Here is a 23,075-nt window from a genome sequence, read left to right as displayed (position 1 = left end):
TTCAGGGTCTTTCGAAATGCGTCGTACGGCATCGTACCGACTACGGTCACGATTGCGAGCACACTTTCCGTGACTGCGGCGAGGTCAACTCCAGAATACTCGTGCCGTCGGCCTGCGCGGGACAGGACCTTCTCCGCACGCCAGCTTCTCCCCTCATGGTTACTCCGTAAATGTGCTGCGGTCCCGCACCCAATGGAGGCCCTTCCCAAGGTCAATATGTTTAGACGAATTCTGGTAGCGATCGATGGCAGTGAGACGGCCAGGCAAGCCTTTGAAGCAGCATTGCAACTCGCTCGCGAAAGCAGTGCACAACTGCTGCCTCTCTACGTCGTCGACAATCCGCTAATGGCCTACGATGCGTTAGCGTATGACCCTTCGATCCTGCGCGAAGCTTGTCTTGAGGCGGGTCGCGGGCTCGCCGCAGCTGCATTGGCAGAGATGAAGCGCGCCGCCGTAGCCGGCACGCCCAGGATCGTCGAGGTGGATCACGCCGGCGAGGACATTGCTGAGCGTATCCGGATCACCGCGAACGAATTCGCGGCAGACCTCATCGTGCTCGGCACGCATGGTCGACGTGGGTTTCGACGGCTTTTTCTCGGTAGTGTTGCCGAGCGCGTCGTACGTATCGCGTGTTGTCCTGTGCTGCTGGTGCCAGGTCAACACGGTCGTCAAACGTCAACGCCGGCGGCTGCCCGGGAACCGGCGGACGAGCCGTTGTAACAGTAAAGTTACCGTGTCTGGCCTTCCTGTCTCCATGAGATGAGCATTCCACACGTTCGCCCCGTCCGTCCGCGTATCGCGTCCCGCGATGATGCGTTCCTGCCGCAGTCAGGGCCACCGCCCGCTACCAGGACAGGATTGGTGCGCGTCGCACCGGGTCTGCCAGGCAAAGCGTCACGGCTACATTCACTCCTGTTCTGGGCGGTTGGTCTGGTTGCGTTTCTCGCTGTCATTCTTGTCGTGCTGCACTTCGGCTCACTGCAAAAGATGGTTGAACTTGCGCGATCGGCACGTCCGGGCTGGCTGCTCGTCGCGCTCCTCGTACAGGCGGCAACGTATGTCAGTGCGGCCTGTGTATGGGATCGGGCGTTATATCGCGCCGGACATCCGCTATCGTTGCGGACGCTCGTTCCGCTCGGGATAGCCAAGGTCTTCACCGACCAGGTTCTGCCGAGCGGCGGCATCAGCGGCACAATGCTGGTCGTTCGCGGACTGATCCGGCGGCACGTGCCGGCTGAGATTGCTATGGCAGCCATGCTGGTCGGCCTCGTGTCGTACGACGGCGCGTATCTCATCGTCGTGCTCGCCAGCGCCAGTGTGCTGTGGCTACAACATCGGATGAACCTTCCGCTCTTCGTCGGAGTCGCGATTTTCGTGGTCGTCACGGTCGCGGCCCCGACTGCAGTCCTGGGACTGAAACAGTGGGGCAAGCGCAAGCCGATTGCCTGGCTCAGCAAATGCCTGGGCAGCACCGCCCTCCTTCAGGAGCTGATCGACGCGCCCACCCATTTGCTGCGCAGCCCGCGCCTGCTTCTGCAAACCGTCGCGCTGCAGTTGGCCATCTTCGTCCTTGATGCCTTCACGCTCTGGCTGGCATTCAATGCGATCGGAAAAGCGCCGCAACTCTGGGTCGTCTTCGTTAGCTTCACCATCGCATCAATGGTAGCAACGATTGGCCCGATTCCAGTGGGCCTCGGGACCTTCGAAGCCACCTCGGTAGGTATGCTGAGCCTGCTTGGCGTGTCGGTGGAGGCGGCATTGGCAGGGACGCTCCTGCTCCGCGGGCTGACCTTCTGGCTGCCGATGTTGCCCGGTGTCTGGCTGGCGCGGCGGGAACTGAATATTCCACGCCAAAGTGAACAGGGGTTTCAGGGCAAAAAGAACACGGATTCCACGGCAACGTGAATGCCGGGTCCACGGCAAAAAGAACAGGGTTTCCGCGCCATCGCGAACAGTATTATGGGGGGCGCGCGCGGGTCAACGGTGCCACGAACGACGATTTTGTCGAGACTGCCGGACGGCGAATGTCAGGCTGGGCATATGCAAAATCAGAGAAGTGCTGCGGCTGCATTTTGAGTGCGACCGCAATCAGACGGAGATCTTCGACGCGGTCGGCGCCTCGACTACGACGGTGTGGCAACACCTGCGCCGCACACGGCTGGCAGGCTTGAACAGACGGATATGCAACCAAACCGCGGCCAGCCCGCCGAACCGAAAGAAACTGGCGCATATGGGATTAGAGAACGACTGCATGCCGCTTAAAAACACGCGGCTCACCGACAGGCAAAACATCACGCTGATAAACCTCATTGAGCAAATCGGCCGCTGACAGATAGAACGCCAGGGCTGCCGTCACCAGCCCCACGTAGCCGCCGGCGACATGCAGGATGCCTGAACCTGTCCATTCCCCGCCGGCCAGTAAAAGGAACGTAATCCACAGCGCCAGAAAGATGGCCTGCAATGCACGCGGCGACCGAAATGTGGCAAGCCACATGTAAAAGGTGAACGTTCCCCACAGAAACAGATACCAACCGATAAACGCGGCGGGCACCTTGTCGTGCAGGAACAGCACGAACAGCGCAAAGGACCACCAGAACGCGCCATAGCCGAGGAATGCAGTCGCGCCGAATGTATTGCCGCGCGGCACTTCCATCAATCCGGCGATGACCTGCGCAGTGCCGCCAAAGGCGAGCGCGCAGGCGAGGACCATTCCCATCGAATCCGCCGTAAACCAGCCTGTGTTGATCATGCTCAGCAGCCACGTCGTCAACGCGAATCCCGCGAGACCCAGCGGCGCAGGGTTCATTTGTTTCACCTGACCATGTACATTGCTCACTGCGACCTCCCAATATTTTCTAAAGGCATCCCGACGATCAACCCAGTTGATCGAGAATGGCGGGGTTTTCGAGCGTCGACACGTCCTGTGTGATCGTCTCGCCCGCTGCGAGCGAACGCAACAGGCGGCGCATGATCTTGCCCGAACGCGTTTTCGGCAGGTTTTCGCCGAAGCGAATCACTTTCGGTTTCGCAATCGGTCCGATCTCCTTGCCGACCCACGCTCGCAGTTCGTTTGCGATCTTCACCGCCTCTTCGCCCTCAGGACGCGCGCCCTTCAACACCACGAATGCGACGACGACTTCCCCGGTCGTTTCGTCCGTGCGGCCGACCACCGCTGCTTCTGCAACGAGTGGATTAGCGACCAGCGCCGACTCGATTTCCATCGTGCCGAGACGGTGTCCCGACACGTTCAGCACGTCATCGATGCGGCCCGTGATGGTGAAGTAGCCCGTCTCGCTGTCGCGAACCGCTCCGTCGCCGGCGAGGTACAGCTTGCCACCGAGCTCCTCCGGAAAGTAACCCTTGCTGAAGCGCTGTGGATCGCCCCAGACGGTGCGCAACATCGACGGCCACGGACGCTTTACCACCAGGATTCCGCCCTGCCCATCCGGTACGTCCTGGCCCGTTTCATCGACGACTGCCGCCAGGATGCCGGGCAGCGGCAGCGTGCAGGAGCCAGGAACCAGCGGCGTCGCGCCCGGCATCGGCGCGATCATGTGGCCGCCCGTTTCGGTTTGCCACCATGTATCAACGACCGGGCAGCGGGACCCACCGACGTGCTCGTAGTACCACCTCCATGCCGCCGGATTGATCGGCTCGCCGACCGTGCCGATGACCCGCAGAGTCGACAGATCGAAGCTGTCGGGATGCACTTTCATATCGGTTTCCGCCAGCTTGATCAGAGAACGGATCGCCGTCGGCGCGGTATAGAAAAGCGACACCTTGTGCCGGGCGATCATGTCCCAGAAACGGCCGGCATCGGGATAGGTCGGGACGCCTTCGAACATGACCTGCGTCGCGCCGAGAGCAAGTGGACCGTACGCGATATAGCTGTGGCCCGTGATCCAGCCGATATCGGCGGTACACCAGAACACATCTGCTGGCTTCCAGTCGAAGGTCCACTTCATGGTCTGCGCGGCCCACAGCAGATAGCCGCCGGTGCAGTGCTGAACGCCCTTCGGCGTACCCGTCGAACCAGACGTATAGAGGATGAAAAGCGGATGTTCCGCGCCAACCCATTCGGGCGCACACTGATCCGGTTCGTTCGCGACGATCTCGTGCATCCACAGATCACGGCCTTCGCTCCACGCGACCTTGCCGCCCGTTCTCCGGTATACGATCACGCTCTTCACCGCTTCGCAGCCGCCCATTGCCAGCGCTTCGTCGGCGATACTTTTCAGCGGCAGGGCCTTGCCGCCGCGCATCTGTTCGTCACAGGTAACCAGTGCGGTTGCGCCGACGTCGACCAGCCTTTCGTTGAGCGACTTCGACGAGAAACCGCCGAACACGACCGAATGTGTCGCGCCGATCCGCGCGCATGCCTGCATCGCAACAACACCTTCGACTGACATCGGCATATAGATCACGACGCGGTCACCCTTCTTGACGTCGAGTTTCTTTAGCGCGTTGGCAAAGTGGCACACGCGTTGCAGCAAGTCGTCATAGGTGACGCGAGTGACAGTGCCGTCATCGGCCTCAAAGATCACTGCGACCCGCCCGCCGTTGCCGGCTTCGACATGGCGGTCGATGCAGTTGTATGACGCATTGAGTTCGCCGTCCTCAAACCACGTGTAGAACGGCGCCTTCGCTTCATTCAGCACCTGCGTAAAGGGTTTGTGCCAGCTGAGCGTTTCGCGCGCGAGACGGGCCCAGAAGCCTTCGTAATCGCGTTCGGCCTCTGCGGCGAGCGCACGGTAGGCGCCCATACCGGAGATGGTTGCGTGCGCCGACATTGCCTCAGACGGGAAGAACACTTCCGGTTCCTGAAGTATCGAATCATTGACTGGCATTTTTGAATCCCCTGCGGGTATGAGCATGGGTTCGCGGCGACTTCACCACACTCTGGTTCGGGCGTGAGGCGCAGTTCCGGGTACGCGCGAAAGGTGGATTGCACAGCGATCCAGGCCTCTCGCGAATTGAACCGTCCGATGGCGCAATAGCATTGCAACGACGCTCGCCGCCACGAACGCCGCGGAGAGAAATAGTGTGATCGGGTGCCGGTCATGGCGGCCACTCCCATGCGGGGTCGAGCGGCCTGAACGGATAATCGAAGACAAGCACGTTGCGCGAGGCTGTTCCGGCGGCCTTTCTTTGAATGACAGACGCAAGGCAACTATCGACATGGTGCGCGTACCTGCGCCGGATCTCGGTACGGTGCCGTACGGGCATGTACCTGCGTTGATACGCAACGCCTGAAAGCTGACAGGAAGTGATCGTCGGCCACATGAGCGGAACAGCGAATTCGACGCGCTCTAACGGAGTAGACAGAGGGTGGCGAGTAGTCTCCGTCATCTTCAAGGCAGCATGCGACGCGAGGCGTTGAAGAGGAAGCGCATACCCGTACGTCGCCGTACCGACTTTGATCTGGATCAGGTGCACACTCTTTCGTCGAAGGCGGGTTTACGTTTTCTTGTGGCAATCAATGAAGGGAAACGGCGTGCCCCGCGGGGGCGGCCGGGGAGCGGCCGAAATGGACACACTCACACCAGCGTCGGTCAAACAGCCCGAGCGTCCAAAGCTTTTGCAGATCATGGGGCCCGGACTCATCACAGGTGCGTCCGACGATGATCCCAGCGGCATTGCAACCTACTCCCAGGTGGGCGCCCAGTTCGGTTACGGTCTTGCGTGGACCTTGCTGTTCAGCTATCCGCTGATGGCCGCGATCCAGGAGATCAGCGCACGTATCGGACGGGTCACCGGCTACGGCATCGCCGGCAACCTTCGCCGGCACTATTCGCCGTGGCTCTCGAGCACGATCGTCGGCATGTTGCTGATCACGAACATCATCAATCTTGGCGCCGACCTTGGTGCAATGGGAGCGGCACTCAAACTGCTGATTGCCGGACCCGCCCTGCTCTATGTCGTTCTGTTCGGCCTGCTCTCCACCACGCTGGAAATTTTCACGCGTTATGCACGTTACGTGTCAGTGCTGAAATGGCTGTGTCTGTCGCTGTTCAGTTATGTCGTATGCGCGTTCGTCGTCAAGGTCCCGTGGACCGAGGTCGGCTGGGCGGTGATCTGGCCGCATCTGTCGCTGAAACCCGACTACCTGGTAGCGATCGTAGCCGTCATGGGGACGACCATCAGCCCGTATCTGTTCTTCTGGCAGGCTGAACAGGAAGTCGAAGACGAGCAGGAACGCTCCGGCGCACTCGCCCTGACCCGCGCCCCCGAACAGGCGCAGACAGAGTTCAGCCGCATTCGCATCGATACGTATCTCGGCATGGCGCTATCGAACGTCATCGCGTTCTTCATTGTCGTGACGACGGCGACCACCCTGCACGCACACGGCGTCACGCATATTCAAACGTCGGCCGAAGCCGCCGAAGCCCTGCGCGCGGTAGCGGGCCAGTTCACGTTTATCGTGTTTGCGGCCGGCATCATCGGCACCGGCATGCTGACGCTTCCCGTCCTCGCCGGATCGGCCGCGTATGCCGTGGGCGAGCTGTTCTCATGGCGCGTCGGTCTTGCGCGCCGGCCGTTCCAGGCGAAAGCGTTCTATGGCGTGATCGCCGCCGCGACCGCGATTGGTGTCGGTCTGAACTTCACCTCAATCGACCCCGTCAAGGCACTGTACTGGAGCGCGGTTCTCAACGGCGTGGTCGCTGTGCCTGTCATGGTTGCGATGATGCTTCTGTCAATGCGCGCAGACATCATGGGCGGCTTTACGCTGCCGTTACCGTTACGCGCGCTCGGCTGGACTGCGACGGTCGTGATGGCAACGACCGTCGTCGCCATGGGTATGACATGGTTCAGCTAAAACGATGCATGCGCGCTGAAACAGCGTGAGGCTACGCTCGCGTAATACGCGAGCGTAGCGAGTCGATTTCATCGAGCAGATCGAGGGCCAGCGCGATGCCAGGCGCGTTGATCTCGAAGTCGCTTGCCAGCCGCAAGGCGATGCGCGCGCGATAGAGCGACGATCCTGTAAATCGCCACGTGTGCGGCGCGCCGCCCTGCACCCCGAAGGTACCTTCCGATACCCACAGAACAAGCTGGGACTCCGAGGCGCCCGACGCCCGACATAAACCAGACAGTGTGAACTCGCTGTCTTCTTCGACAATGTGACCTTCGAGCCAGGTCGTCGACCGTTCGCTCATTGTGATTCACCTGTAGAAATCGGCCCGGGGATCGAAATCGAATGCCTGTTTCATCGTGGCCCACGTCGCTCTTGCGTTCTCGCTGTCGGCAGGGGGCAGCGCGATGTTCAACGTCACGTACAGGTCGCCCGGCGGATTGCCCGGAATACCCTTACCCTTGAGTCGCAAACGCCGGCCGCCGCCTGAGTCCGGCGGGATCGTCATGTCGACGGAGCCGTCGGGCAGCGGCACGGTCACGCTCGCGCCGAGTGCCGCTTCCCAGGGGGCGACTGGCACGTCAAGCGATACGTCGCGTCCGTCGACACGAAAACGTGGATGATCGCGCAAACTGATTTCCAGATAGAGGTCGCCTGCAGATCCCTGTCCGAAACCGGCACCGCCCTGGCCAGAAAGCCGCAGATGCTGCCCGCTTCGCGTTCCCTTGGGAATCGATACGTTGAGCGTGCGTGACTGCAACGAAACGTGGCCTTGCGCATCGAGGATCGGTGTTTCAAGCGAGATGGCGCGCTGTGCGCCACGATACGCATCTTCGAGATCGATCGTGATCCTGGCGTGATGGTCCTGTCCCGGCATCGCGCGTTGCGCCCCGCCGTAGGCGTCCTCGAGATCGCTTGCCGTCTGCCCGGCGTGATCCGTTGGCCATGTCTTTCCGTTTGCAGGTCGTCCTTGACCGCCTCCGTGTCCACTGCCGAACATCGCTTCGAAGAAGTCACTGAACTCCGTGTCTGCGCGGCTGCGGCTTTCCTTTCCGTTGAATTCGAAGTTGTCGTCCCACTGCGGCGGCGGCTGAAAATCCTGACCTTCGCGCCACCGACTTCCCATCCGGTCGTAGACTGCACGTTTCTCCGTATCCTTGAGCACCGTGTACGCCTCGCCGAGTTCCTTGAAGCGCTCCTCTGCATCGGCGTGCGCGCTGAGGTCCGGATGATATTTGCGCGCCAGCTTCCGGTACGCATGCTTGATACCGTCCTGCGTCGCGTCGCGGGGCAATCCGAGGATCTCGTAATAGTCCCTGTATTTCATCTTGAAGGCTCGGGCGCGAAGAGGCGGGTGCGCACGCCATTCGTCGTCGGGGTTGGTCTCGTCGCGGTGCCTGAAGCAGCGTGTACGACGTGCGCAGAATCATTACGGTGCACGTAGATGCGATGGAAATCGGTACGGTGCCGTACGTGCGGGCGCCGTGCGCAAGGTTCTGATTCTGTGCGAGAGCGATGACGGGCTCGGCATTTCTGCCGCGCTGCTGCCGCACATTTTCGACCTGCATGCTCAATCCAGCCGGACGATCGCGGCCAGTTCCGGCGGTCCCGGTATCGGGCTTACCGTCATAAGAGCGATTGCGCATGCGCATGGCGGAGCTGTGTCGACGAGCAACGCAGACCCCGGGGGGGTGGCGGCGAATTTACGCTCCGGCTGCCAGTCGCTGCGGCATCGAACGCATCCGGGCGCACCTGACGCCGCCTTGGCGGCGCAGGTCGCCGGCGCCCAGTTTCTTTCAGCTGAAAGTATGACCGCCAGGAATCCGTGGCTTTCTTCGCGGGTCCTGGCCACCTTTTTTGCCCGCGAATCGCCGGAACGCGGCATGATGCCAAGCTGACGCGCCCGATCTATAATTCGAGGGAGGCCCCCGCCGCCTGGTTCGGGAGAGCGCAGAGGCGAATCCGTCGCCGGTTTTCAGCAGGACGTTGAGGAGCGATGCATGGCAAACGTAGATCCTGCAAGGAAAAATCTTCTGCTCTCCGTTCTGCAAGAAACGGAGTGGGCGCGCGTGTCATCTCATCTGGTGCGTGTCGATATGCCCTTGGGGCAGGTCGTATATGAATCTGGCGATCGGCTCAATCACGTCTATTTTCCGACTACAGCCATCGTCTCGTTGCTTTACGTGATGGAAGACGGCGCGTCGGCAGAAATCGCGATTGTCGGCAGGGAGGGGCTCATCGGTATTGCACTGTTTATGGGCGGGGAGACAACGCCAAGCCGCGCAATCGTGCAAAGCGCCGGCGAGGCTTACCGGCTCGATGCGCGGATTCTGAAGGAAGAGTTTCACCGTGCCGGTCCGGTGCAGCGACTGTTGTTGCGCTACACACAGGCGCTGATCACCCAGATGGCGCAGACGGCCGTGTGCAACCGCCATCATTCGATCGATCAGCAACTGTGCCGCTGGCTGCTCCTCAGCCTCGACCGCCTGCCATCCAACGAACTGAAGATGACGCAGGAACTGATCGCCAACATGCTCGGCGTGCGGCGTTCCGGCGTCACCGAAGCGGCGTTGAAACTGCAGGATGCGGGACTGATTCGCTACAGTCACGGGCATATAGAAGTACTCGATCGCCCCGGACTTGAAGCACGTGTATGCGAATGCTACGGCGTGGTGAGACGGGAATTCGACCGCCTGTTACCCGATCTGAAAGCGTTGTAGATAGCGGTGTCGACTGCGCATCCGGCTGTCGTACTCGTCACGGCCTTTACTGGATTCGGGTGCGCATTGTTGAACGTCTGTGTTGCGCTAAAGCGCCTTGCTACTTCCAGCCTGTTGTCGTCAAGAGCGATCACGATGGCCTCTGCGGGAGAATGGAACCGCACAGTAAGCAGCGTGGCCAGCCCAACTCGCCCCGCGCCAACGATAGCGTTCGCCGAAGCCTGGCTTTCCGGTATTCGATGCTGATCCAGCGTTTTTCAGAAGGCCCCTGATAGACGGGTACTCTCATTGACGATCCCCCGGTCGTATGGTCGGGCAGTCGCAGCGAGTCATGAATCGCGCCCGGCGGAAGCTTTATGGCGCCGCGAAGGCTGCACCGCCCGGTTCCTTCAGTCGCAATGACGCCCTTTCCTCCGACCAATACCCCGCCTTGCCATAGAACGCGTAGAGCTGCGTTTCAAAATCGCGCTCCAGTGGAATCCTGCTGTCGTAGGCAGGGCTGTCTTTTATGGCGTCGCGTGTCAGTTGCGTAGAAACGGAGGATTGGTACCAGTCGATCAGAAAAATCCACTCAGTGGCCAGCAGCACTTCCTTTCCGGAAGGCCACCAGTTTTGCGTATCGACGGTGAGATAGCGGATGGTCCAGGCCTCATCATCGAAAATGAATCCGGACACGTGACCGACATCGCCATCAGCCGCCGCAACGTGGTAACCATCCACCGCGTCCGTACTACGCAGATGGCCGTCGCCAGGCAGTTTGTCGCCGTACAGTGCGAGCTGCGCGAGTGTCTCCGGCGACACCGCCGACAGCGCCGCACGGCTGAACGCCGGATAGCTGCTCATCCCCCACACGTCGACGCCGCCCCAATATGCCGGGTATCCGTAATAGCGGTGATACTCGGCTTCGTGCTGACGCGAGACGGGTTGGTGGGTATCGACGGGAGGACTGTCGCTCACCTGCTGCCGCGTGAGATCGGCGTAGACGCTCAGCCCCCCAGGATCCATGCGGATGACCGAGTACGGTGAAATCAGCACGCGCCGCCCGTCGATCCAGTTTCCCGTTTTGACGACGAGATAGCGGATACCCCACGCTTCATCATCGAAATAGAGTTCTTCGACACTGCCTATTTCGCCATCGCTCGCGGCCACCGTACATCCCTTCAGACTCTCGACACTTCGGAACATGATTCGATACTCCTGCTACGGGTGCGCCTGCATCAATGAAGATGGCTTCCGAACAGCCCCAGTAGCCCGATAATGATCAGATAGATCGCCACGATGTAATTCAACAGGCGCGGCACCACCAGAATCAGAATGCCCGCGATCAGTGAAACCAGTGGCCCTGCGCTCGTCAGAAAATGCATGATGCTTTCACCATTGCTGAACGACGTTGCTGAACGAAGAACGACTGCCGTCGCCGATGCCATTGCCCCTTACAGCGATTTGAGCGGAGTCACTTTCGTACCGTCCACAGTCGCGCCTGCCATCAATCCGCCGTTTGTCAGTACGAAAGCATTGATTTGCCCGGTCGCCGTGCCTGTATCGACATCGCCGTTAGCGCCGATCTTCAATACCGCCACCGACGCGTCGGCGCCCGCTGACCAGCCTTCACTGCTGCGAAACCGCTCGAGTGCGTTTGCGGTCATGAACAGATAGACAATCGCCCTGGTTTGCGCGCCGGCTTGCAATCCGACTGAAGCACTTGCGGTGCTGTAGTACCCCACCGATTTTCCACCGACACGCAGTGCGCCTTCGCCATACTGTCCGCCCAACCCGAAACCGGCATTGATGACCGTCGGGAACACGAGCATGCCTGTCGATTTTCCGGCCAGTTCGCGGGCGCCGGGAGCCACGTTATAGAGCCGGGCGAGCGTCGAGTCGACACCGGCGTCGATGGTGCGGCGCTTATCCTTCTGTTCGCCCATCGTGTCGGACGCAGCAGGCGTCGTTGTACAACTGGATAGCGATACGCTGATCGCGATCAGCGATCCCGGCACGCCCCAGAGAAATGTTCGTCGTTGCACGGCCGTCTCCTTTATCTGGCAAATGCTTGCGACGCTACGCGCAAAGATGGACCAAAGCGGTACGACAGCGTACAGACAGGCCGGCGCGCACTCATCAAGCTGAAGCTTGACGGTGAACGAAGTGGTTGACCGCCGCTGGCCTTGAGGCTTGTGGATGAGTAAACCATACAAGCCATCAATTTCGATGAAGCGCGGGCGTTGTTGCACGAATGCTCAGAAGGAGCTGATCTGGGTACAGGCCTTCCTGTACTGGTCGTTGTTGTCGTTGTGGTCGTCGCTACGCTGCCTCGCTGGCCACATAGCCGCAATTGGGGCTATTTCCCGACCAGCATGCGCGGTGTTGTCGTGATCGCTCTACTCGTGATGGTTCTCATGGGCAAGATATAGAGTCCGCCTTTCCACTGCCAGTTCACCCCAACGTGACGGACAGGGCAAATCCAAAGGAACGCCATGACCTACGCAATGTGGGGCATTCTGACCGGGATGACCGTTATGGTCGCCGTCTCGCTTTACCGATATCGGCAAAGTCTCGCGCGAAAGCAGGAAATCCACTGGCTGAGCGAGCACCACGTGATTGACAGACTACGTGCGAGGATCGGATTGTAGTAGCGGACAGGCAACAGAGCGGGCCTCTTCGTCAGGGGCCGCCCGTGTGTGCGTTAAGGTCGCGTCCAATGCGCCAGGGTGGCGTATTGAGCGTCATGGACGATACGCGGCTCCGGTTGTGCGTGGTCTGCGCCTGTCGGGACATCGCATCCTGCAATGCCTTCGGCATCGCAATATCCAGTGTTTCGCCAGAACAAAGTGCAATTCTCCATCCGCATCCCGCTGCCAACTTCGTGAGCCTGCATACGGGAAGGCTGTTCGCGCGACACCTCGCCTGGCAGGGCGCGAACGGATATTCGGCGTAGCCTGAACCCGGTCTGCGCACTGTTACGCTGGAATTCGGTACGGTGGCGGACGGCTTCCGCGACCGCCGACGCCTGACATTGCCCGAATATCTGCAAACTGCTTACGCTGGTCCGGCCAGCCACCCTGTGATCATCAGGCAACGCATGCGACTGTCGCGTGAATCTCAACGTGCGACCGCCCACAACAGTGTTCAAGGAGCGACGCAATGCTGGTCAAAGAAGTGATGAAAGAGCCCCTCTGCGTCCAGGCGGACGAAATGCTTGACGCAGCCTCCAGAAAGTTCAAGAAGAACAACGTCGGGGCGTTGCCGGTGTGCCTGAACAACAAGGTGATCGGCATGATTACCGATCGCGATGTCGCCTTGCGCGGCGTCGCCGACGCGCGCGATGTGAGTCGAATGACGGTGCGCGAGGCGATGTCGGCAGATATTCTTTTTTGCTTCGAGGACGATCCGGTTGAGGAAGCTGAACGGATCATGCGTGAGCATCACGTACAGCGGCTCGCCGTCCTTGATCGCGCGGATCAGCATCTGGTCGGGATCATTTCGCTCACCGCGTTAAGCGGCGGCGCTTCCGAACGCCGACCTTACGAGATTGCCTTTCACAAGACGTTCCTTGATCACAGCGGGCGTCCGCATCACAGTGAACTCATGCGCGTGACTGTGGCCCAGGGCACGAAAGGAGAAGCCATCGTCATCGGCATCCGCCAGTTCGAAGAAATGAACCATGTGAAAGCATGGCATCAACTTGCCGACGGATACGATGTCACGACCGTGCATGTCGACGCCGGCGGCGAAACAGTTGAAGAGCGCGAACCAACTTCCGCGAGGGAAGCGGGCATCCTGGTCCGCGCACGCGAGTTATGGGAGCACGCGGGTAAGCCACAAGGACGCGACAAGCAGTTTTGGGAACAGGCAGCGTGCGAGGTCGACAGCGCGTGACCCCGTCAGGCCCGGCGAGTTTCTATCCTGTTTCAACCGAAGCGGCACACAAGGAGCGATGTGATGAACAAGGATCAGATGCGCGGCTGGACAAAGGAGATTGCCGGCACCCTGCGTGCGCATATGGGTAGAGTCATTGGCAATCGGGCGCTCACGCTGAAAGGCCGCGTTGGGCAAGTAATCGGCAGGACCCAGGCTTCTTACGGGAGCGCGAGGGCCCGCCTCAAGAAGCGCGCGTGAGTGACCGCGTCGTGGCGTGCAGCGCAAGCTTGCCGAAGCGTTCAAGCGTGAGCGGATCGTCGCTCGCACGCCCCACGCCGCTGTCGACGCACGGACGCGAACGCTCGCGCGATGCCGGGATCGACGTCTGCATGAATGCTCTGACCTACTGGGCCGACGTCAGGAAGTACTCTGTATATACCCGTTCACATGTTTGTTGACTGTCAAGAACATCTCCGCCTGGCAGTTCGCTAACACGCTGAAAAAGATGCACCGTACGTGGCACGCGAACAACCGCGCCTCACTGCACGTTCGTTGCGATGGCTCGCGCACGAGCCACGCGTAGTAGCCGCTCGTGGAGACTCCGAACAGCCGTGCCGTCATGGCAATGGGCCAGCGGGCGGGTTCGCTCTCGTGAATCCGTACCGCCCTTCGGTGGCAAGGCTCCGTCTCCCACGCGAACCAGGCCGCGGCGTGAGAGAGGATGTCGCGCTCCATCTCGAACTGGCGAACCTTGCAACGTCGCCGCGTACGCTCCTGGCGCCCGGCGGTGGTCAGCCCCTTCTGGCGCACGCCAGCATCACGATCGGCCAGCACCACCCGGTTGACGATCGTCTGCGGCGCCGGCTCGAATTCGCGCGGCAACTCCTCCCGTGTACGGCCCGCTTTCTCTTGCTCTCAGTCACCCCCGAAAAAATTGCGCGTCGCACAGCGAAAACTCGCGTTGCCGCAGACCTTGTTGCATCTGAATGCCCGTTCGACCCTTCCCGCAGACCTGGTTGTCTGGCGATACCCGTATCTGCACACACTAAAGTCTGCGGGAAAAAATGACTGTGAGGCCCGTTGTTACGTTGCATCTATGTCCACAAAAACCCTGCAAAAGTCTGCGGGAGCGAATGGCATACCCCTGACTGCGTTAATTTCGCGAACATAAAGTGTGCGGGAGACCCTTCGCACAAGCGTTAGATGAGTATCAAAAATTCGGGCCGCACCACATATATTGTGCAACGCAACAGCCATCGACGACGACGTTTTCGCCGACCAATTAGTCAGTTCGCAGAGGGAAATTGAGCTCACGCAGCCTCTTCCTGTTGCCACGGCTAGAAGCGGCAAAGTCGACTTAGGTCCACTTATTCAAGCAATCGCTTTTTATAATGAATCACCAAAAACTATCGGCTCGGTCGAGCATTTATGGTGCCGCGTCCAGTTGCCTGAACAAGACTCGACGCCACGACATCGCGGTAGTGGCCACCCACGATGAAGTCGTTAGCAGACGAGCGTATTGCCACACAGCTACGAATGTCGCGGTAGGGATGCCCATTACTGGGCCCCCCGCACAGATCCCGTCAGGATCGCGGCTCGGGCGCCACAAGCCCACATTTGAGCCAACACCACATATCGCAACAACGCTCTCCTGTTTTGCTTCACATCAAGAGTTATGGGACCTGTCATGCTGGGGACGCTTTCGGCGCGGCGGTACGGCGAACCCGATAGTCATTAAACAGCTTCAGTTCTTCATACAGCCAGCGCCTACTCCACCTCTTCCAGCCGAAGCCCCGTCGATTCCGAGATCGACCCATGTGGCGTCGAATCTTCTTTTCCACCCAGTCTTTGATGAAGCTGAAGCACTCGCTGGAATGTCCAACAGCGAAGTAATTCACCCAACCGCGTAACACCGGATTGATCAGTGCTACCACCCGATCCACCGGCTGCGACTGGTATCGCCGGAACACCTCTTTGAGCTTGTGCAATAACGCCGTCCGCTTCTTCAGCTTGGGCGTGTAGTGCGCTCGCCACACGTGCTTCTTTACGCTGCGGAGTCGACGGAAGTCGAATCCCAGAAAGCCGAAGCTCTCTGCGCGGTCCAGATCCACTGTGCGACTCTTCTCTTCATTAACCTCGACCTGCAGTTTGGCAAACTCTTCCCGAAGTCGCTTGCTCACTGCCCCCAACAACCACGCATGGCGCGGGTGGGCATCGATCAGCACGACCAGATCGTCAGCGAAGCGGACATATTCGACGTACGTGTACTTCCCGTTTCGCGTGGCATCTTTCGCACGCTCCAGCATCCGATCCACCTCGGTGAGATATGCGCCCGCGCAATGCCTCGCGTAGTTCACTCGTCTTCTTGCGCGCGTGACCTTGCGCCAGTGCCGCGTGCAGCACCGGATCGTCCTCACCCGAGATGATAGCCTTCAGGATCGCGCGCCCGCTGCCGCCAAGTACGTCAGAAAGGACACTGCCCAGTTTGAGATTGGCATCCTCGAGCACCTTCTGGACACGCAGACAATGCTGGGCGATCTCGCGCGTCAGCTGTTTGCGTGTGCGTGTCAGATCACGTAACTCCTGGATCGCAGCCGGCGGGACGAAGCTGGAGCGGATCAGCCCGTGTGCGAGCAGGTCTGCGATCCACGTCGCATCGTTCACATCGGTTTTGCGGCCAGGCACGTTCCGGATATGCGCAGCGTTGCCCAGCACGAGTTCGAAGGAGCCCTCGAGAACGTGCCACACTGGCTTCCAGTAACCGCCGGTGGCTTCCATGGCCACGTGGGAACAGCCATGGACGGCCAGCCAGTCCGACAGCACCAGCAATCCCTTAGTGGTACTGCAAAAGCTCTGCACTTCACGGTGCTCCGGCGCAGACACACAACGGACGCAGGTGTCGCCGTCGGATGAATAATCCCCACTTTCGTCGAAGTAAAAATCCCCAGTTGGTTGAAGGATGAGGTGCGCGGCGTAGCCGCGCGCCTCATCGCCTGATCACCGACGATAGCCCCGTTCAGGCCCACGCTGACGGGGATGTCGATGATCGATCTGGGAGATGTGATGACGATCTTGGAACTGCATCGGCAGGGACTGAACGTCTCGGCCATTGCCGCCCGGCTTGGTATGGATCGCAAAACGGTTCGCAAGTACATCAGGGACGGCGTTCAGGTGCCTCGCTACGGCCCGCGTGCGCCGCGACCTTGTGTCGTCGACCCGTTCATCGGCTATGTAACCGAGCGGGTGCGTGCCTTCCCCGAACTGAGTGTCGAGCGCCTGCTGCGGGAGATCCGGGCGATGGGCTATCCGGGCAGCCGCAGCGCGTTGGGCGATCTGGTGCGCGAGGTACGGCCACCGCGTCAGCGCGGCTTTGAAGTGCGTTTCGAGACGCCTGCCGGCCAGCAGGCGCAGGTGGACTTCGCCCATTTCAACGTGGAATTCGACGACACACCCGGCCAGCGCCGCTCGATCTGGCTGTTCTCGATCGTGCTGGGACACAGCCGGTATCTCTGGGCCCGTTTCGTCGAACATCAGGATCTGCAGACCGTGCTGCGCTGTCACATGGAAGCGTTCGCCCATCTGGGTGGCGTGCCGTGCGAGATTCTCTATGACCGGATGAAGACCGCCGTGCTCGGCGAGCTCGAAAGGCACGTCGTCTACAACGCAAAGATGATTGCATTCGCCCAGCACTACAGTTTTACGCCGCGTGCGTGCAAGGCGTATCGCGCCAAGACCAAGGGCAAGATCGAGCGTCCATACCGCTATATCCGGCAGGATTTCTTCCTCGCACGCCGTTTCCAGAATCTCGGCGACCTGAACCGGCAACTGCGTGAATGGCTCGATACCGTCGCCAACGTCCGTGTGCATGGCACCACGCAGCGCGTCGCCAGCACTTCAGCGAGGAGCGTGCCGCGCTCCAGGCGTTGCCCGCGGGCCTGTTCAATGGTGTGATCCGGCTCGAGCGGCGGGTCAGCCACGAGGGTCTCGTCTCCGTCGGCGGAAACTACTACAGCGTGCCTGACCGGACACGCAGACGCACACTCGAGGTTCACAGCTTGGCCCATGAGGTTCGCATCTACGAGGACGGCGAACTGCTGGCTGTTCATCCCGTGCTCGAAGGCAGACGACGAACCTCGCTGCTGCCGGGACATCGACGCTCGCATCACCGGCAGGAGCACACGGTGCCGCCAGCATCGCCGGTCGTGAGCCGTCGCCCGCTGTCGTTTTATGATCAGGTGGCGCGACGTCTGGCTAATGCCGGGAGCTCCGCATGAACAACATGCCGGCATCCACACTTGAGCGGATCCGCAGGTACATGGTCGGCCTGCGTATGCCACGCGCACTGGAGGCGCTGGATGCGACCCTGGCACGGTTCGAACAGGGCGACAGTTCCATGCTGGAGGTGCTCGAAACGCTGCTGGGCGAGGAGTTCACGACGCGGGAAACCCGCCGCATCAAGATGGCGCTGCAGACCGCGCGCCTTGGCACGATCAAGACACTGGCTGGCTACGACTTCAGCTTCCAGCCGGGCCTCGATCGTGATCGCGTCATGGCACTGGCACAACTCGACTTCATCGAACGACGCCAGGCCGTGCATTTCCTCGGTCCGCCTGGAACCGGGAAATCGCACCTGTGCATAGCGCTTGGCGTGGAGGCGGTACGCGCCGGCAAGAGCGTCTACTTCGGTACGCTTGCCGAGATCGTCGCGTCGATGGTCAAGGCCGAGCGTGAAGGTAACCTCGCACAGCGCGTGCGCTTCCTTGCGCGCAACAGTCTGCTCATCGTCGATGAGATCGGATATCTCCCTGTCGGCCTGAACGGCGGCAACCTGTTCTTCCAGCTCGTCAACGCCTGCTATGAACGGTGCGCAATCATCCTGACGTCGAACCGCAGCTTCGGTGAATGGGGCGAGGTGTTCGGCGACAGCGTAGTGGCAGCGGCGCTGCTTGACCGGCTGTTGCATCACGCCGTCGTTGTCCACATCGAGGGCTCGTCGTATCGCCTGCGCGAGCATGCCGACCTGCTACCCGAGCATTTACGTAACCGGCCGTCCTCGCTCAATCCCGCACCCGCCGAACCCGTCCGTCGGCGTCCGGGCCGTCCCAGGAGGAGCTCATCCGATCACAACCCCGGCTGATCACCGGTTACACAGGGTGGGGATTTTTACTTCGACACTTCTGGGGAAATTACGGGCGGCATTGACAGCAGGCGACGATGATGTCCTTATGTATGTCCAGCCCGGCACAGCGCGGATAGAGTACCTGCATGCTGCCCTCCTGCAAGATAGAGAATGGCAGCGGCGACAACCCTCGTTATCGGATTCTGGTAAGCGTGCTCCGGCAGGGCGACATTTGCCCTCGGTCACAATTCGGGGTGCTCGCAGGGTTGCGGGTCCAACTCTCAAACGGGCTCAGTGCACCTGATAATGGGCCGACCTCGACCACCGCTGCCTCGTAATCGTATTCCTTCCCAGATCCGCCTGCAGCAGTCGTGCGCTTCATCCTTCGGGGTCGGGCAAAACCCGATGAATCACTCTCAAGAGTTGGAGCCTCCACAAAATCCGGGGCGGTTCACCCCAACTCGTATAAGGTGTTGCAATGGAAAAGCAATATCAACAGCTACAGCCCGAAGAGCGGCTGACGATTGCCAGCATGCACTTGCAGGGTTCAAGCATGCGGGCCATGGCCCGCATGCTTGGGCGCTCGCCAGCAACCGTGAGCCGTGAGTTGGCCCGCAACTGCCGGTTTGAGAACTACGCGTCCATACCGGCCCCGGCGTTGAGCGTCGCACGACGCATCGCTGCGCGCCCTCCAGCCAGGCTTGACCCAAAGGGCGTCACATGGCGCATCGTACTTACGCTGCTGGACTGGAAATGGTCACCCCAGCAGATATCGGGTACGCTCAAGCGCATGTACCCGAACGATTCGACCCAGCAGGTCTCGCACGAGACCATCTACACGGCAATCTACGCCCGGCCGTACGGGGAGCTGCGTCGCCAGCTCGTTGCCTGTCTGCGTCACCATCGTACCGATCGCATACCGCGAAGCAGGGGTACCGACCGGCGCGGACAGATTCCCGAGATGGTCAGCATCCACGTGCGCCCGCCCGAAGTGGATGACCGCGTGATGCCGGGCCACTGGGAAGGGGACTTCATCAAGGGTGCGAACAATGCCTCTTCCGTCGGCGTGCTGGTCGAACGCACCAGCCGTCTGGTGCTGCTTGCCCGGATGGACGATGCAACCGCGGCTTCCGCGCTCGCAGGCTTCTCTGCCAAACTCAACTCTATCGCCGCACCACTGCGACAAAGCTTCACGTACGACCAGGGTAAGGAGATGTCGCGCCACCGGGAACTCACCGCCGCTACCGGCGTGAAGGTGTACTTCTGCGACCCTCACAGCCCCTGGCAGCGTGGCACCTGCGAGAACACCAACGGCCTGCTACGCCAGTATCTGCCCAAAGGCACTGACCGTGTACAGTCAGGATGACCTCGATGCCATCGCCGATAGCCTCAACGGCCGGCCTCGTGCCACACATGCATTCCACTCGCCCTTCGAAGTCTTCGCCAGCATGCTTGAACTTGCGTCTCGACCTGATACTTCCGTTCACTAAGCTCCGTGTTGCGCTTCACCTTTGAAACCGCCAGTGCTACAAATAGATTAAGAGCCATGGCAAAAACGATACTCGACACTGAACTGTGGTCACGCACCCAACCCCTACGGTTATCACAGAAGCCGTCCCGGATACGATACCCCGGACGCGAGTCACTCGACGCTCGTGCTGACGCTCGCCCCCATTTCTCTCCGAACTGTCCCGCGCATCGGCTTACTTGCACAGACGCGCGACAGCAACCTCTCCAGCGTTTGCCACGATTCGCATCCCATCGGCATTGCCTAGTTGCCGGATCACTCGAAATAAGTGCATGGCCGCTCGCCGGTGTAACTGTCGGCAATTCACTCCAGGATTTAGCGCAGAATAATCGCGGACTCACGGACCTGCGGCTTAGCACGGTGTCAGCACTGGAACCGTCACCAGCAGACGGTCCGCTCATACGGTGCAACCATCAGAACCGGTGTTGGATGCCAAAACCGACGGTGGTCGTATTCGCGCCCGGATAGCCACTCGTCAACTGCGCCGTAGTCAGCGCTGTGAGCGCATTCGCGCCCTTCTTCGCCGCCATCAGGCCGACATAACCGTATAGCTTCGTCCGCTTGCTGAGTGAGTAATCGTCGCTGAGCACGTACATCGAGGTCGCGTTGGTCGTGTCCATCCTGTTCTCGGTGAAGTAGTAAGCGGCCGTGAGCTCCTGCGCCACCGTGATCTGCCAGTTCACACCGCCGCCGGCCATGATGACGCGCGAAGGCGGCGTCGTACCGATGGGCGCGACCGCATTACCCTGCGGCAGGTCATAGTTGACGTAGAGCGCCTTCACCGTCACGGTGCCGACGCGGTATCCCAGACCCGCCTCCCAGATGCGCAGATCGCGCGTCCCTGTCGCGTCGTTCTTGGTCAGGAAGCCGCCATTGCCGATCAGGCTGCCGTTGTCGTAGCCGATTGCCGCGGACATGACGCGCCCGTGCGACAGCGCGCCCGGCAGGCCGCCGAACCGGTACAGAACGCCAGTGTTGAAGCCATGGCCGCGGTACGAATACGACACGGCGTTCGACTCGTAGGCTGTATCGCCCGGCGCGGGATCCTGGCCCTGGAGGAAATTCCACGCGCCGGCCGCGCTATACGCGTTCTTCGCATCGCGCGGATCGGAAAAGACCAGTGCGAGATACGCGGGATCGATCTGCTTGCCGACCGTCACGCGACCGTACGGCGACTGAAACCAGACGTTCGATTCTGCGCCGAACAGCGTGCCGCTGCTACGCAGTGCCCCGCTGCCGCTGTCGAACTCGCCCATCAGCTTGAAGCCGGTCTGCATGCCCGAGCCCAGGTCCTCGAGTCCCAGCATGCCGAATTCGTTGTTGTCGCTGCCGCCAGCGCCCGAGAACATCGTGACGCTATTCTTCGTTTTTCCGCCCAGCCCGGTTCCGCCGTTCTGGTTCTGGTACAGCAGGCCCGCATCGATCACGCCGAACAGCGTCACCGAGCTTTGTGCATGTACCTCCGGGAGCGACATCGTGAGCAAGACCAGCAAAAGCGTTTTCTTCATTTTCATGATCGGATCTTTTTGACGGGATAGATTGGATCGAACGAATGCGATAGATCGCAGATTCCGACAATCAGGACTACGTACGCATTACACTCAAACCGGCCACATCGACTTTCGCGCAATGCCCATGCCGAACAGCGAGAACATCCCCAATTGAAGTCCCCGCCTCAAGCTCCGGCCTCGGCAGGTCAAGAACCTTACGCTCGTATACCGTGTCGTGTGGCTGCGCGGTCTGAGCACGCTTTTCGTGGCGTAGCTGCATTTGTGTCTCCTGTACATTGGCTCATAGACAGCAGGACTAGGCAGTCCATGCCGATCCTTTCAGTCTGGACGCAAGGCTACGCGGGTACATAAGCGCGTTCAAGCGAGATCCGGAACGCTGCGTTCCGTACGGGAAACAATGCGCTGCGGCCTGCATCGCAGCACCCATCGTTGGGTGAACTATCGGTAAAAGTACCGAACGCCGGAGACGGTCGGATGGCGCGGCATGTTTGACGCGTGAGACGCGAGATAGGGAATGAGAGAGGAATGCGGCGCTATCGCCGGGTGCGCCCGGAGCCGAAGCGCTCTGCGAACGCGTTGAGCAGCGCCGTCACGCGTGCCGGGACGGTCTTGCGACTCGGCAGCAACGCGTAGATGGCCAGCGGAACCGGCACGAACTCGGGAAGGATGCGCACGAGACGGCGTGACGCGAGTGCGTCCTTGCAGAGCAGCGTGGGCAGCACGGCCACGCCAGTGGCCTTTTCGGCGGAACGCAGGCGCACCTGCGCGCTCGGTACGGCGAGGCGCGGTTGCGTCGCCAGCGAGTGCATCGCGCCCGTCGGCGCGTGCTTGAACTGCCATACCTGACCCACGCTGGTCGCGACCATCGGCCACGATTGCAGGTCGGCAGGCGATGTCGGCAGGCCGTACTTGCGGATCAGCGACGGCGCGGCAAAGATACCGAACTCCACGTCGTAAAGATGCCGCGCGACGATGGACGAATCAGGAAGCGGCATCTGGCTCTGATAGAGCAGCAGATCGTAGCCGCCTTCGATAGGGTCGACAAGGTGATGGGTGATCTCGATGGTGGCCTGCAGCTCGGGATACGTCGAAAGGAAATCCGGCAGGATGTCGAGGAGGCTTTGCGTCGCGATTTCATAAGACGCCGCGATGCGCAGCACACCGCGCGGCCGCCCGCTCAACGACTCGTGCTCGTTGAGGATGTCGTTGAGGTCGGTGACGAGCGGCTGCGCACGCGCAAGCAGGTCGCGGCCCGCATCGGTCAGCCGCACGGTCCGGCTCGAGCGCTCGAGCAGCCGCTCGCCGAGCCGCGCCTCGAGCGCAGCCACGGCACGGCTCACGGTGGACTTGGGCCGGCCGAGCCGCTCGGCGCAGCGCGTAAAGCTGCGCAGTTCCGCAACGCACAAAAAGACTTCGAGTTCATCCCACTGCATGGCACTCACTATCACGACCTGGATTCCGGCAGATTATGAGTGACGTGCTGGTG

20 protein-coding genes and 4 pseudogenes are annotated in these 23,075 nt (G+C 60.7%); 11 read left to right on the top strand and 13 right to left on the bottom strand.

Annotated elements, in window-relative coordinates; translation table 11 throughout:
• Nucleotides 1-216: 216 nt before the first annotated feature.
• Nucleotides 217-720 carry a universal stress protein gene (locus LPA36_RS27365; protein ID WP_407674344.1) on the top strand — a complete coding sequence of 168 codons (504 nt, stop codon included), beginning with the start codon at nucleotides 217-219 and terminating at the stop codon, nucleotides 718-720.
• A gap of 141 nt (nucleotides 721-861) precedes the next feature.
• A complete protein-coding gene (locus tag LPA36_RS27360; protein WP_228883564.1) occupies nucleotides 862-1,905 on the top strand; it encodes a lysylphosphatidylglycerol synthase transmembrane domain-containing protein in 1,044 nt (347 codons plus the stop codon).
• 331 nt (nucleotides 1,906-2,236) lie between these two features.
• On the opposite strand, the gene LPA36_RS27355 is transcribed toward LPA36_RS27360, so the two are convergent.
• Nucleotides 2,237-2,806 carry an acetate uptake transporter gene (locus LPA36_RS27355; protein ID WP_228883609.1) on the bottom strand — a complete coding sequence of 190 codons (570 nt, stop codon included), beginning with the start codon at nucleotides 2,804-2,806 and terminating at the stop codon, nucleotides 2,237-2,239.
• 67 nt (nucleotides 2,807-2,873) lie between these two features.
• Complete coding sequence (gene acs, locus LPA36_RS27350) at nucleotides 2,874-4,847, bottom strand: acetate--CoA ligase (protein ID WP_228883562.1); 1,974 nt, start codon at nucleotides 4,845-4,847, stop codon at nucleotides 2,874-2,876.
• 680 nt (nucleotides 4,848-5,527) lie between these two features.
• Here acs and LPA36_RS27345 point away from each other — a divergent pair.
• A complete protein-coding gene (locus tag LPA36_RS27345) occupies nucleotides 5,528-6,817 on the top strand; it encodes an NRAMP family divalent metal transporter (protein ID WP_228883560.1) in 1,290 nt (429 codons plus the stop codon).
• Nucleotides 6,818-6,848: 31 nt separating this feature from the next.
• Here the strand turns inward: LPA36_RS27345 and LPA36_RS27340 are convergent, their stop codons facing one another.
• Nucleotides 6,849-7,157: a chaperone modulator CbpM gene (locus LPA36_RS27340; RefSeq protein ID WP_228883558.1), complete on the bottom strand. Its 309-nt coding sequence runs from the start codon at nucleotides 7,155-7,157 to the stop codon at nucleotides 6,849-6,851.
• A gap of 6 nt (nucleotides 7,158-7,163) precedes the next feature.
• Nucleotides 7,164-8,180 carry a DnaJ C-terminal domain-containing protein gene (locus LPA36_RS27335; RefSeq protein WP_228883556.1) on the bottom strand — a complete coding sequence of 339 codons (1,017 nt, stop codon included), beginning with the start codon at nucleotides 8,178-8,180 and terminating at the stop codon, nucleotides 7,164-7,166.
• A 157-nt stretch (nucleotides 8,181-8,337) separates the two neighbouring features.
• On the opposite strand from LPA36_RS27335, the gene LPA36_RS27330 reads away from it, so the two are divergent.
• The gene (locus LPA36_RS27330) at nucleotides 8,338-8,751 is read left to right on the top strand and encodes an ATP-binding protein (RefSeq protein ID WP_228883555.1); all 414 of its coding nucleotides are present in this window, start codon (nucleotides 8,338-8,340) and stop codon (nucleotides 8,749-8,751) included.
• A gap of 102 nt (nucleotides 8,752-8,853) precedes the next feature.
• Complete coding sequence (locus LPA36_RS27325; protein ID WP_228883553.1) at nucleotides 8,854-9,573, top strand: Crp/Fnr family transcriptional regulator; 720 nt, start codon at nucleotides 8,854-8,856, stop codon at nucleotides 9,571-9,573.
• Between the two features lie 354 nt (nucleotides 9,574-9,927).
• On the opposite strand, the gene LPA36_RS27320 is transcribed toward LPA36_RS27325, so the two are convergent.
• The 3 genes from LPA36_RS27320 to LPA36_RS27310 form a co-directional block, all read right to left on the bottom strand.
• Nucleotides 9,928-10,758 carry a PRC-barrel domain-containing protein gene (locus LPA36_RS27320; RefSeq protein ID WP_228883544.1) on the bottom strand — a complete coding sequence of 277 codons (831 nt, stop codon included), beginning with the start codon at nucleotides 10,756-10,758 and terminating at the stop codon, nucleotides 9,928-9,930.
• Nucleotides 10,759-10,790: 32 nt separating this feature from the next.
• A complete protein-coding gene (locus LPA36_RS27315) occupies nucleotides 10,791-10,937 on the bottom strand; it encodes a DUF3096 domain-containing protein (protein ID WP_228883607.1) in 147 nt (48 codons plus the stop codon).
• Between the two features lie 69 nt (nucleotides 10,938-11,006).
• Nucleotides 11,007-11,597 carry a BPSL1445 family SYLF domain-containing lipoprotein gene (locus LPA36_RS27310; protein WP_228883605.1) on the bottom strand — a complete coding sequence of 197 codons (591 nt, stop codon included), beginning with the start codon at nucleotides 11,595-11,597 and terminating at the stop codon, nucleotides 11,007-11,009.
• Nucleotides 11,598-11,795: 198 nt separating this feature from the next.
• Between LPA36_RS27310 and LPA36_RS29475 the strand changes: the two genes are divergently transcribed.
• The 3 genes from LPA36_RS29475 (at nucleotide 11,796) to LPA36_RS27295 (ending at nucleotide 13,689) form a co-directional block, all read left to right on the top strand.
• Entirely contained in the window at nucleotides 11,796-11,984 is a 189-nt protein-coding gene (locus tag LPA36_RS29475) for a DUF3309 domain-containing protein (protein ID WP_324250988.1), read from the top strand.
• 730 nt (nucleotides 11,985-12,714) lie between these two features.
• Nucleotides 12,715-13,449: a CBS domain-containing protein gene (locus LPA36_RS27300; RefSeq protein ID WP_228883542.1), complete on the top strand. Its 735-nt coding sequence runs from the start codon at nucleotides 12,715-12,717 to the stop codon at nucleotides 13,447-13,449.
• A gap of 63 nt (nucleotides 13,450-13,512) precedes the next feature.
• The gene (locus LPA36_RS27295; protein WP_228883539.1) at nucleotides 13,513-13,689 is read left to right on the top strand and encodes a CsbD family protein; all 177 of its coding nucleotides are present in this window, start codon (nucleotides 13,513-13,515) and stop codon (nucleotides 13,687-13,689) included.
• Between the two features lie 19 nt (nucleotides 13,690-13,708).
• Here LPA36_RS27295 and LPA36_RS27290 read toward each other — a convergent pair.
• The 4 genes and pseudogenes from LPA36_RS27290 to LPA36_RS27275 all read right to left on the bottom strand — a co-directional run.
• Nucleotides 13,709-13,847: pseudogene (locus LPA36_RS27290) on the bottom strand (SfnB family sulfur acquisition oxidoreductase); the annotation flags it as partial.
• Nucleotide 13,848: 1 nt separating this feature from the next.
• The gene (locus LPA36_RS27285; RefSeq protein ID WP_228883537.1) at nucleotides 13,849-14,313 is read right to left on the bottom strand and encodes a hypothetical protein; all 465 of its coding nucleotides are present in this window, start codon (nucleotides 14,311-14,313) and stop codon (nucleotides 13,849-13,851) included.
• 803 nt (nucleotides 14,314-15,116) lie between these two features.
• Nucleotides 15,117-15,737 carry a group II intron maturase-specific domain-containing protein gene (locus LPA36_RS27280; RefSeq protein ID WP_228883536.1) on the bottom strand — a complete coding sequence of 207 codons (621 nt, stop codon included), beginning with the start codon at nucleotides 15,735-15,737 and terminating at the stop codon, nucleotides 15,117-15,119.
• Nucleotides 15,738-15,753: 16 nt separating this feature from the next.
• Nucleotides 15,754-16,326: pseudogene (locus LPA36_RS27275) on the bottom strand (IS110 family transposase); the annotation flags it as partial.
• Nucleotides 16,327-16,473: 147 nt separating this feature from the next.
• On the opposite strand from LPA36_RS27275, the pseudogene istA reads away from it, so the two are divergent.
• From istA to LPA36_RS27260, 3 genes and pseudogenes are all read left to right on the top strand, one after another.
• Nucleotides 16,474-17,705, top strand: a pseudogene (istA, locus tag LPA36_RS27270) (IS21 family transposase).
• On the top strand, nucleotides 17,702-18,568 hold the full coding sequence (istB, locus tag LPA36_RS27265) for an IS21-like element helper ATPase IstB (protein WP_228883534.1): 867 nt from the start codon (nucleotides 17,702-17,704) through the stop codon (nucleotides 18,566-18,568). Before istA ends, istB begins: the two are co-directional and overlap by 4 nt.
• A 460-nt stretch (nucleotides 18,569-19,028) precedes the next feature.
• Nucleotides 19,029-20,040: pseudogene (locus LPA36_RS27260) on the top strand (IS30 family transposase).
• 451 nt (nucleotides 20,041-20,491) lie between these two features.
• Here the strand turns inward: LPA36_RS27260 and LPA36_RS27255 are convergent.
• Nucleotides 20,492-21,592: a porin gene (locus tag LPA36_RS27255; RefSeq protein WP_228883532.1), complete on the bottom strand. Its 1,101-nt coding sequence runs from the start codon at nucleotides 21,590-21,592 to the stop codon at nucleotides 20,492-20,494.
• A gap of 530 nt (nucleotides 21,593-22,122) precedes the next feature.
• Nucleotides 22,123-23,037 (bottom strand): LysR family transcriptional regulator, encoded by a 915-nt coding sequence (locus tag LPA36_RS27250; RefSeq protein WP_228883530.1) that lies wholly within the window; start codon nucleotides 23,035-23,037, stop codon nucleotides 22,123-22,125.
• Between the last annotated feature and the right edge of the window lie 38 nt (nucleotides 23,038-23,075).

Origin of the sequence: Paraburkholderia saeva (assembly GCF_907164555.1) — a bacterium.
Classification (GTDB): Bacteria; Pseudomonadota; Gammaproteobacteria; order Burkholderiales; family Burkholderiaceae; genus Paraburkholderia; species Paraburkholderia saeva.
Note: the sequence above shows the minus strand (reverse complement) of the source record. Positions and strands in the feature narration are given on the sequence as shown.

Bases quoted from the DNA above. Each gene is read 5' to 3' on its own strand.
- LPA36_RS27255 (WP_228883532.1), bottom strand. From the start codon at position 21,592: ATGAAAATGAAGAAAACGCTTTTGCTGGTCTTGCTCACGATGTCGCTC.
- LPA36_RS27300 (WP_228883542.1), top strand. From the start codon at position 12,715: ATGCTGGTCAAAGAAGTGATGAAAGAGCCCCTCTGCGTCCAGGCGGAC.
- LPA36_RS27280 (WP_228883536.1), bottom strand. From the start codon at position 15,737: ATGCTGGAGCGTGCGAAAGATGCCACGCGAAACGGGAAGTACACGTAC.
- LPA36_RS27335 (WP_228883556.1), bottom strand. From the start codon at position 8,180: ATGAAATACAGGGACTATTACGAGATCCTCGGATTGCCCCGCGACGCG.
- LPA36_RS27340 (WP_228883558.1), bottom strand. From the start codon at position 7,157: ATGAGCGAACGGTCGACGACCTGGCTCGAAGGTCACATTGTCGAAGAA.
- LPA36_RS27295 (WP_228883539.1), top strand. From the start codon at position 13,513: ATGAACAAGGATCAGATGCGCGGCTGGACAAAGGAGATTGCCGGCACC.
- LPA36_RS27345 (WP_228883560.1), top strand. From the start codon at position 5,528: ATGGACACACTCACACCAGCGTCGGTCAAACAGCCCGAGCGTCCAAAG.
- LPA36_RS27355 (WP_228883609.1), bottom strand. From the start codon at position 2,806: ATGAACCCTGCGCCGCTGGGTCTCGCGGGATTCGCGTTGACGACGTGG.
- LPA36_RS27365 (WP_407674344.1), top strand. From the start codon at position 217: ATGTTTAGACGAATTCTGGTAGCGATCGATGGCAGTGAGACGGCCAGG.
- LPA36_RS27320 (WP_228883544.1), bottom strand. From the start codon at position 10,758: ATGTTCCGAAGTGTCGAGAGTCTGAAGGGATGTACGGTGGCCGCGAGC.
- LPA36_RS27315 (WP_228883607.1), bottom strand. From the start codon at position 10,937: ATGCATTTTCTGACGAGCGCAGGGCCACTGGTTTCACTGATCGCGGGC.
- LPA36_RS27325 (WP_228883553.1), top strand. From the start codon at position 8,854: ATGGCAAACGTAGATCCTGCAAGGAAAAATCTTCTGCTCTCCGTTCTG.
- istB (WP_228883534.1), top strand. From the start codon at position 17,702: ATGAACAACATGCCGGCATCCACACTTGAGCGGATCCGCAGGTACATG.
- acs (WP_228883562.1), bottom strand. From the start codon at position 4,847: ATGCCAGTCAATGATTCGATACTTCAGGAACCGGAAGTGTTCTTCCCG.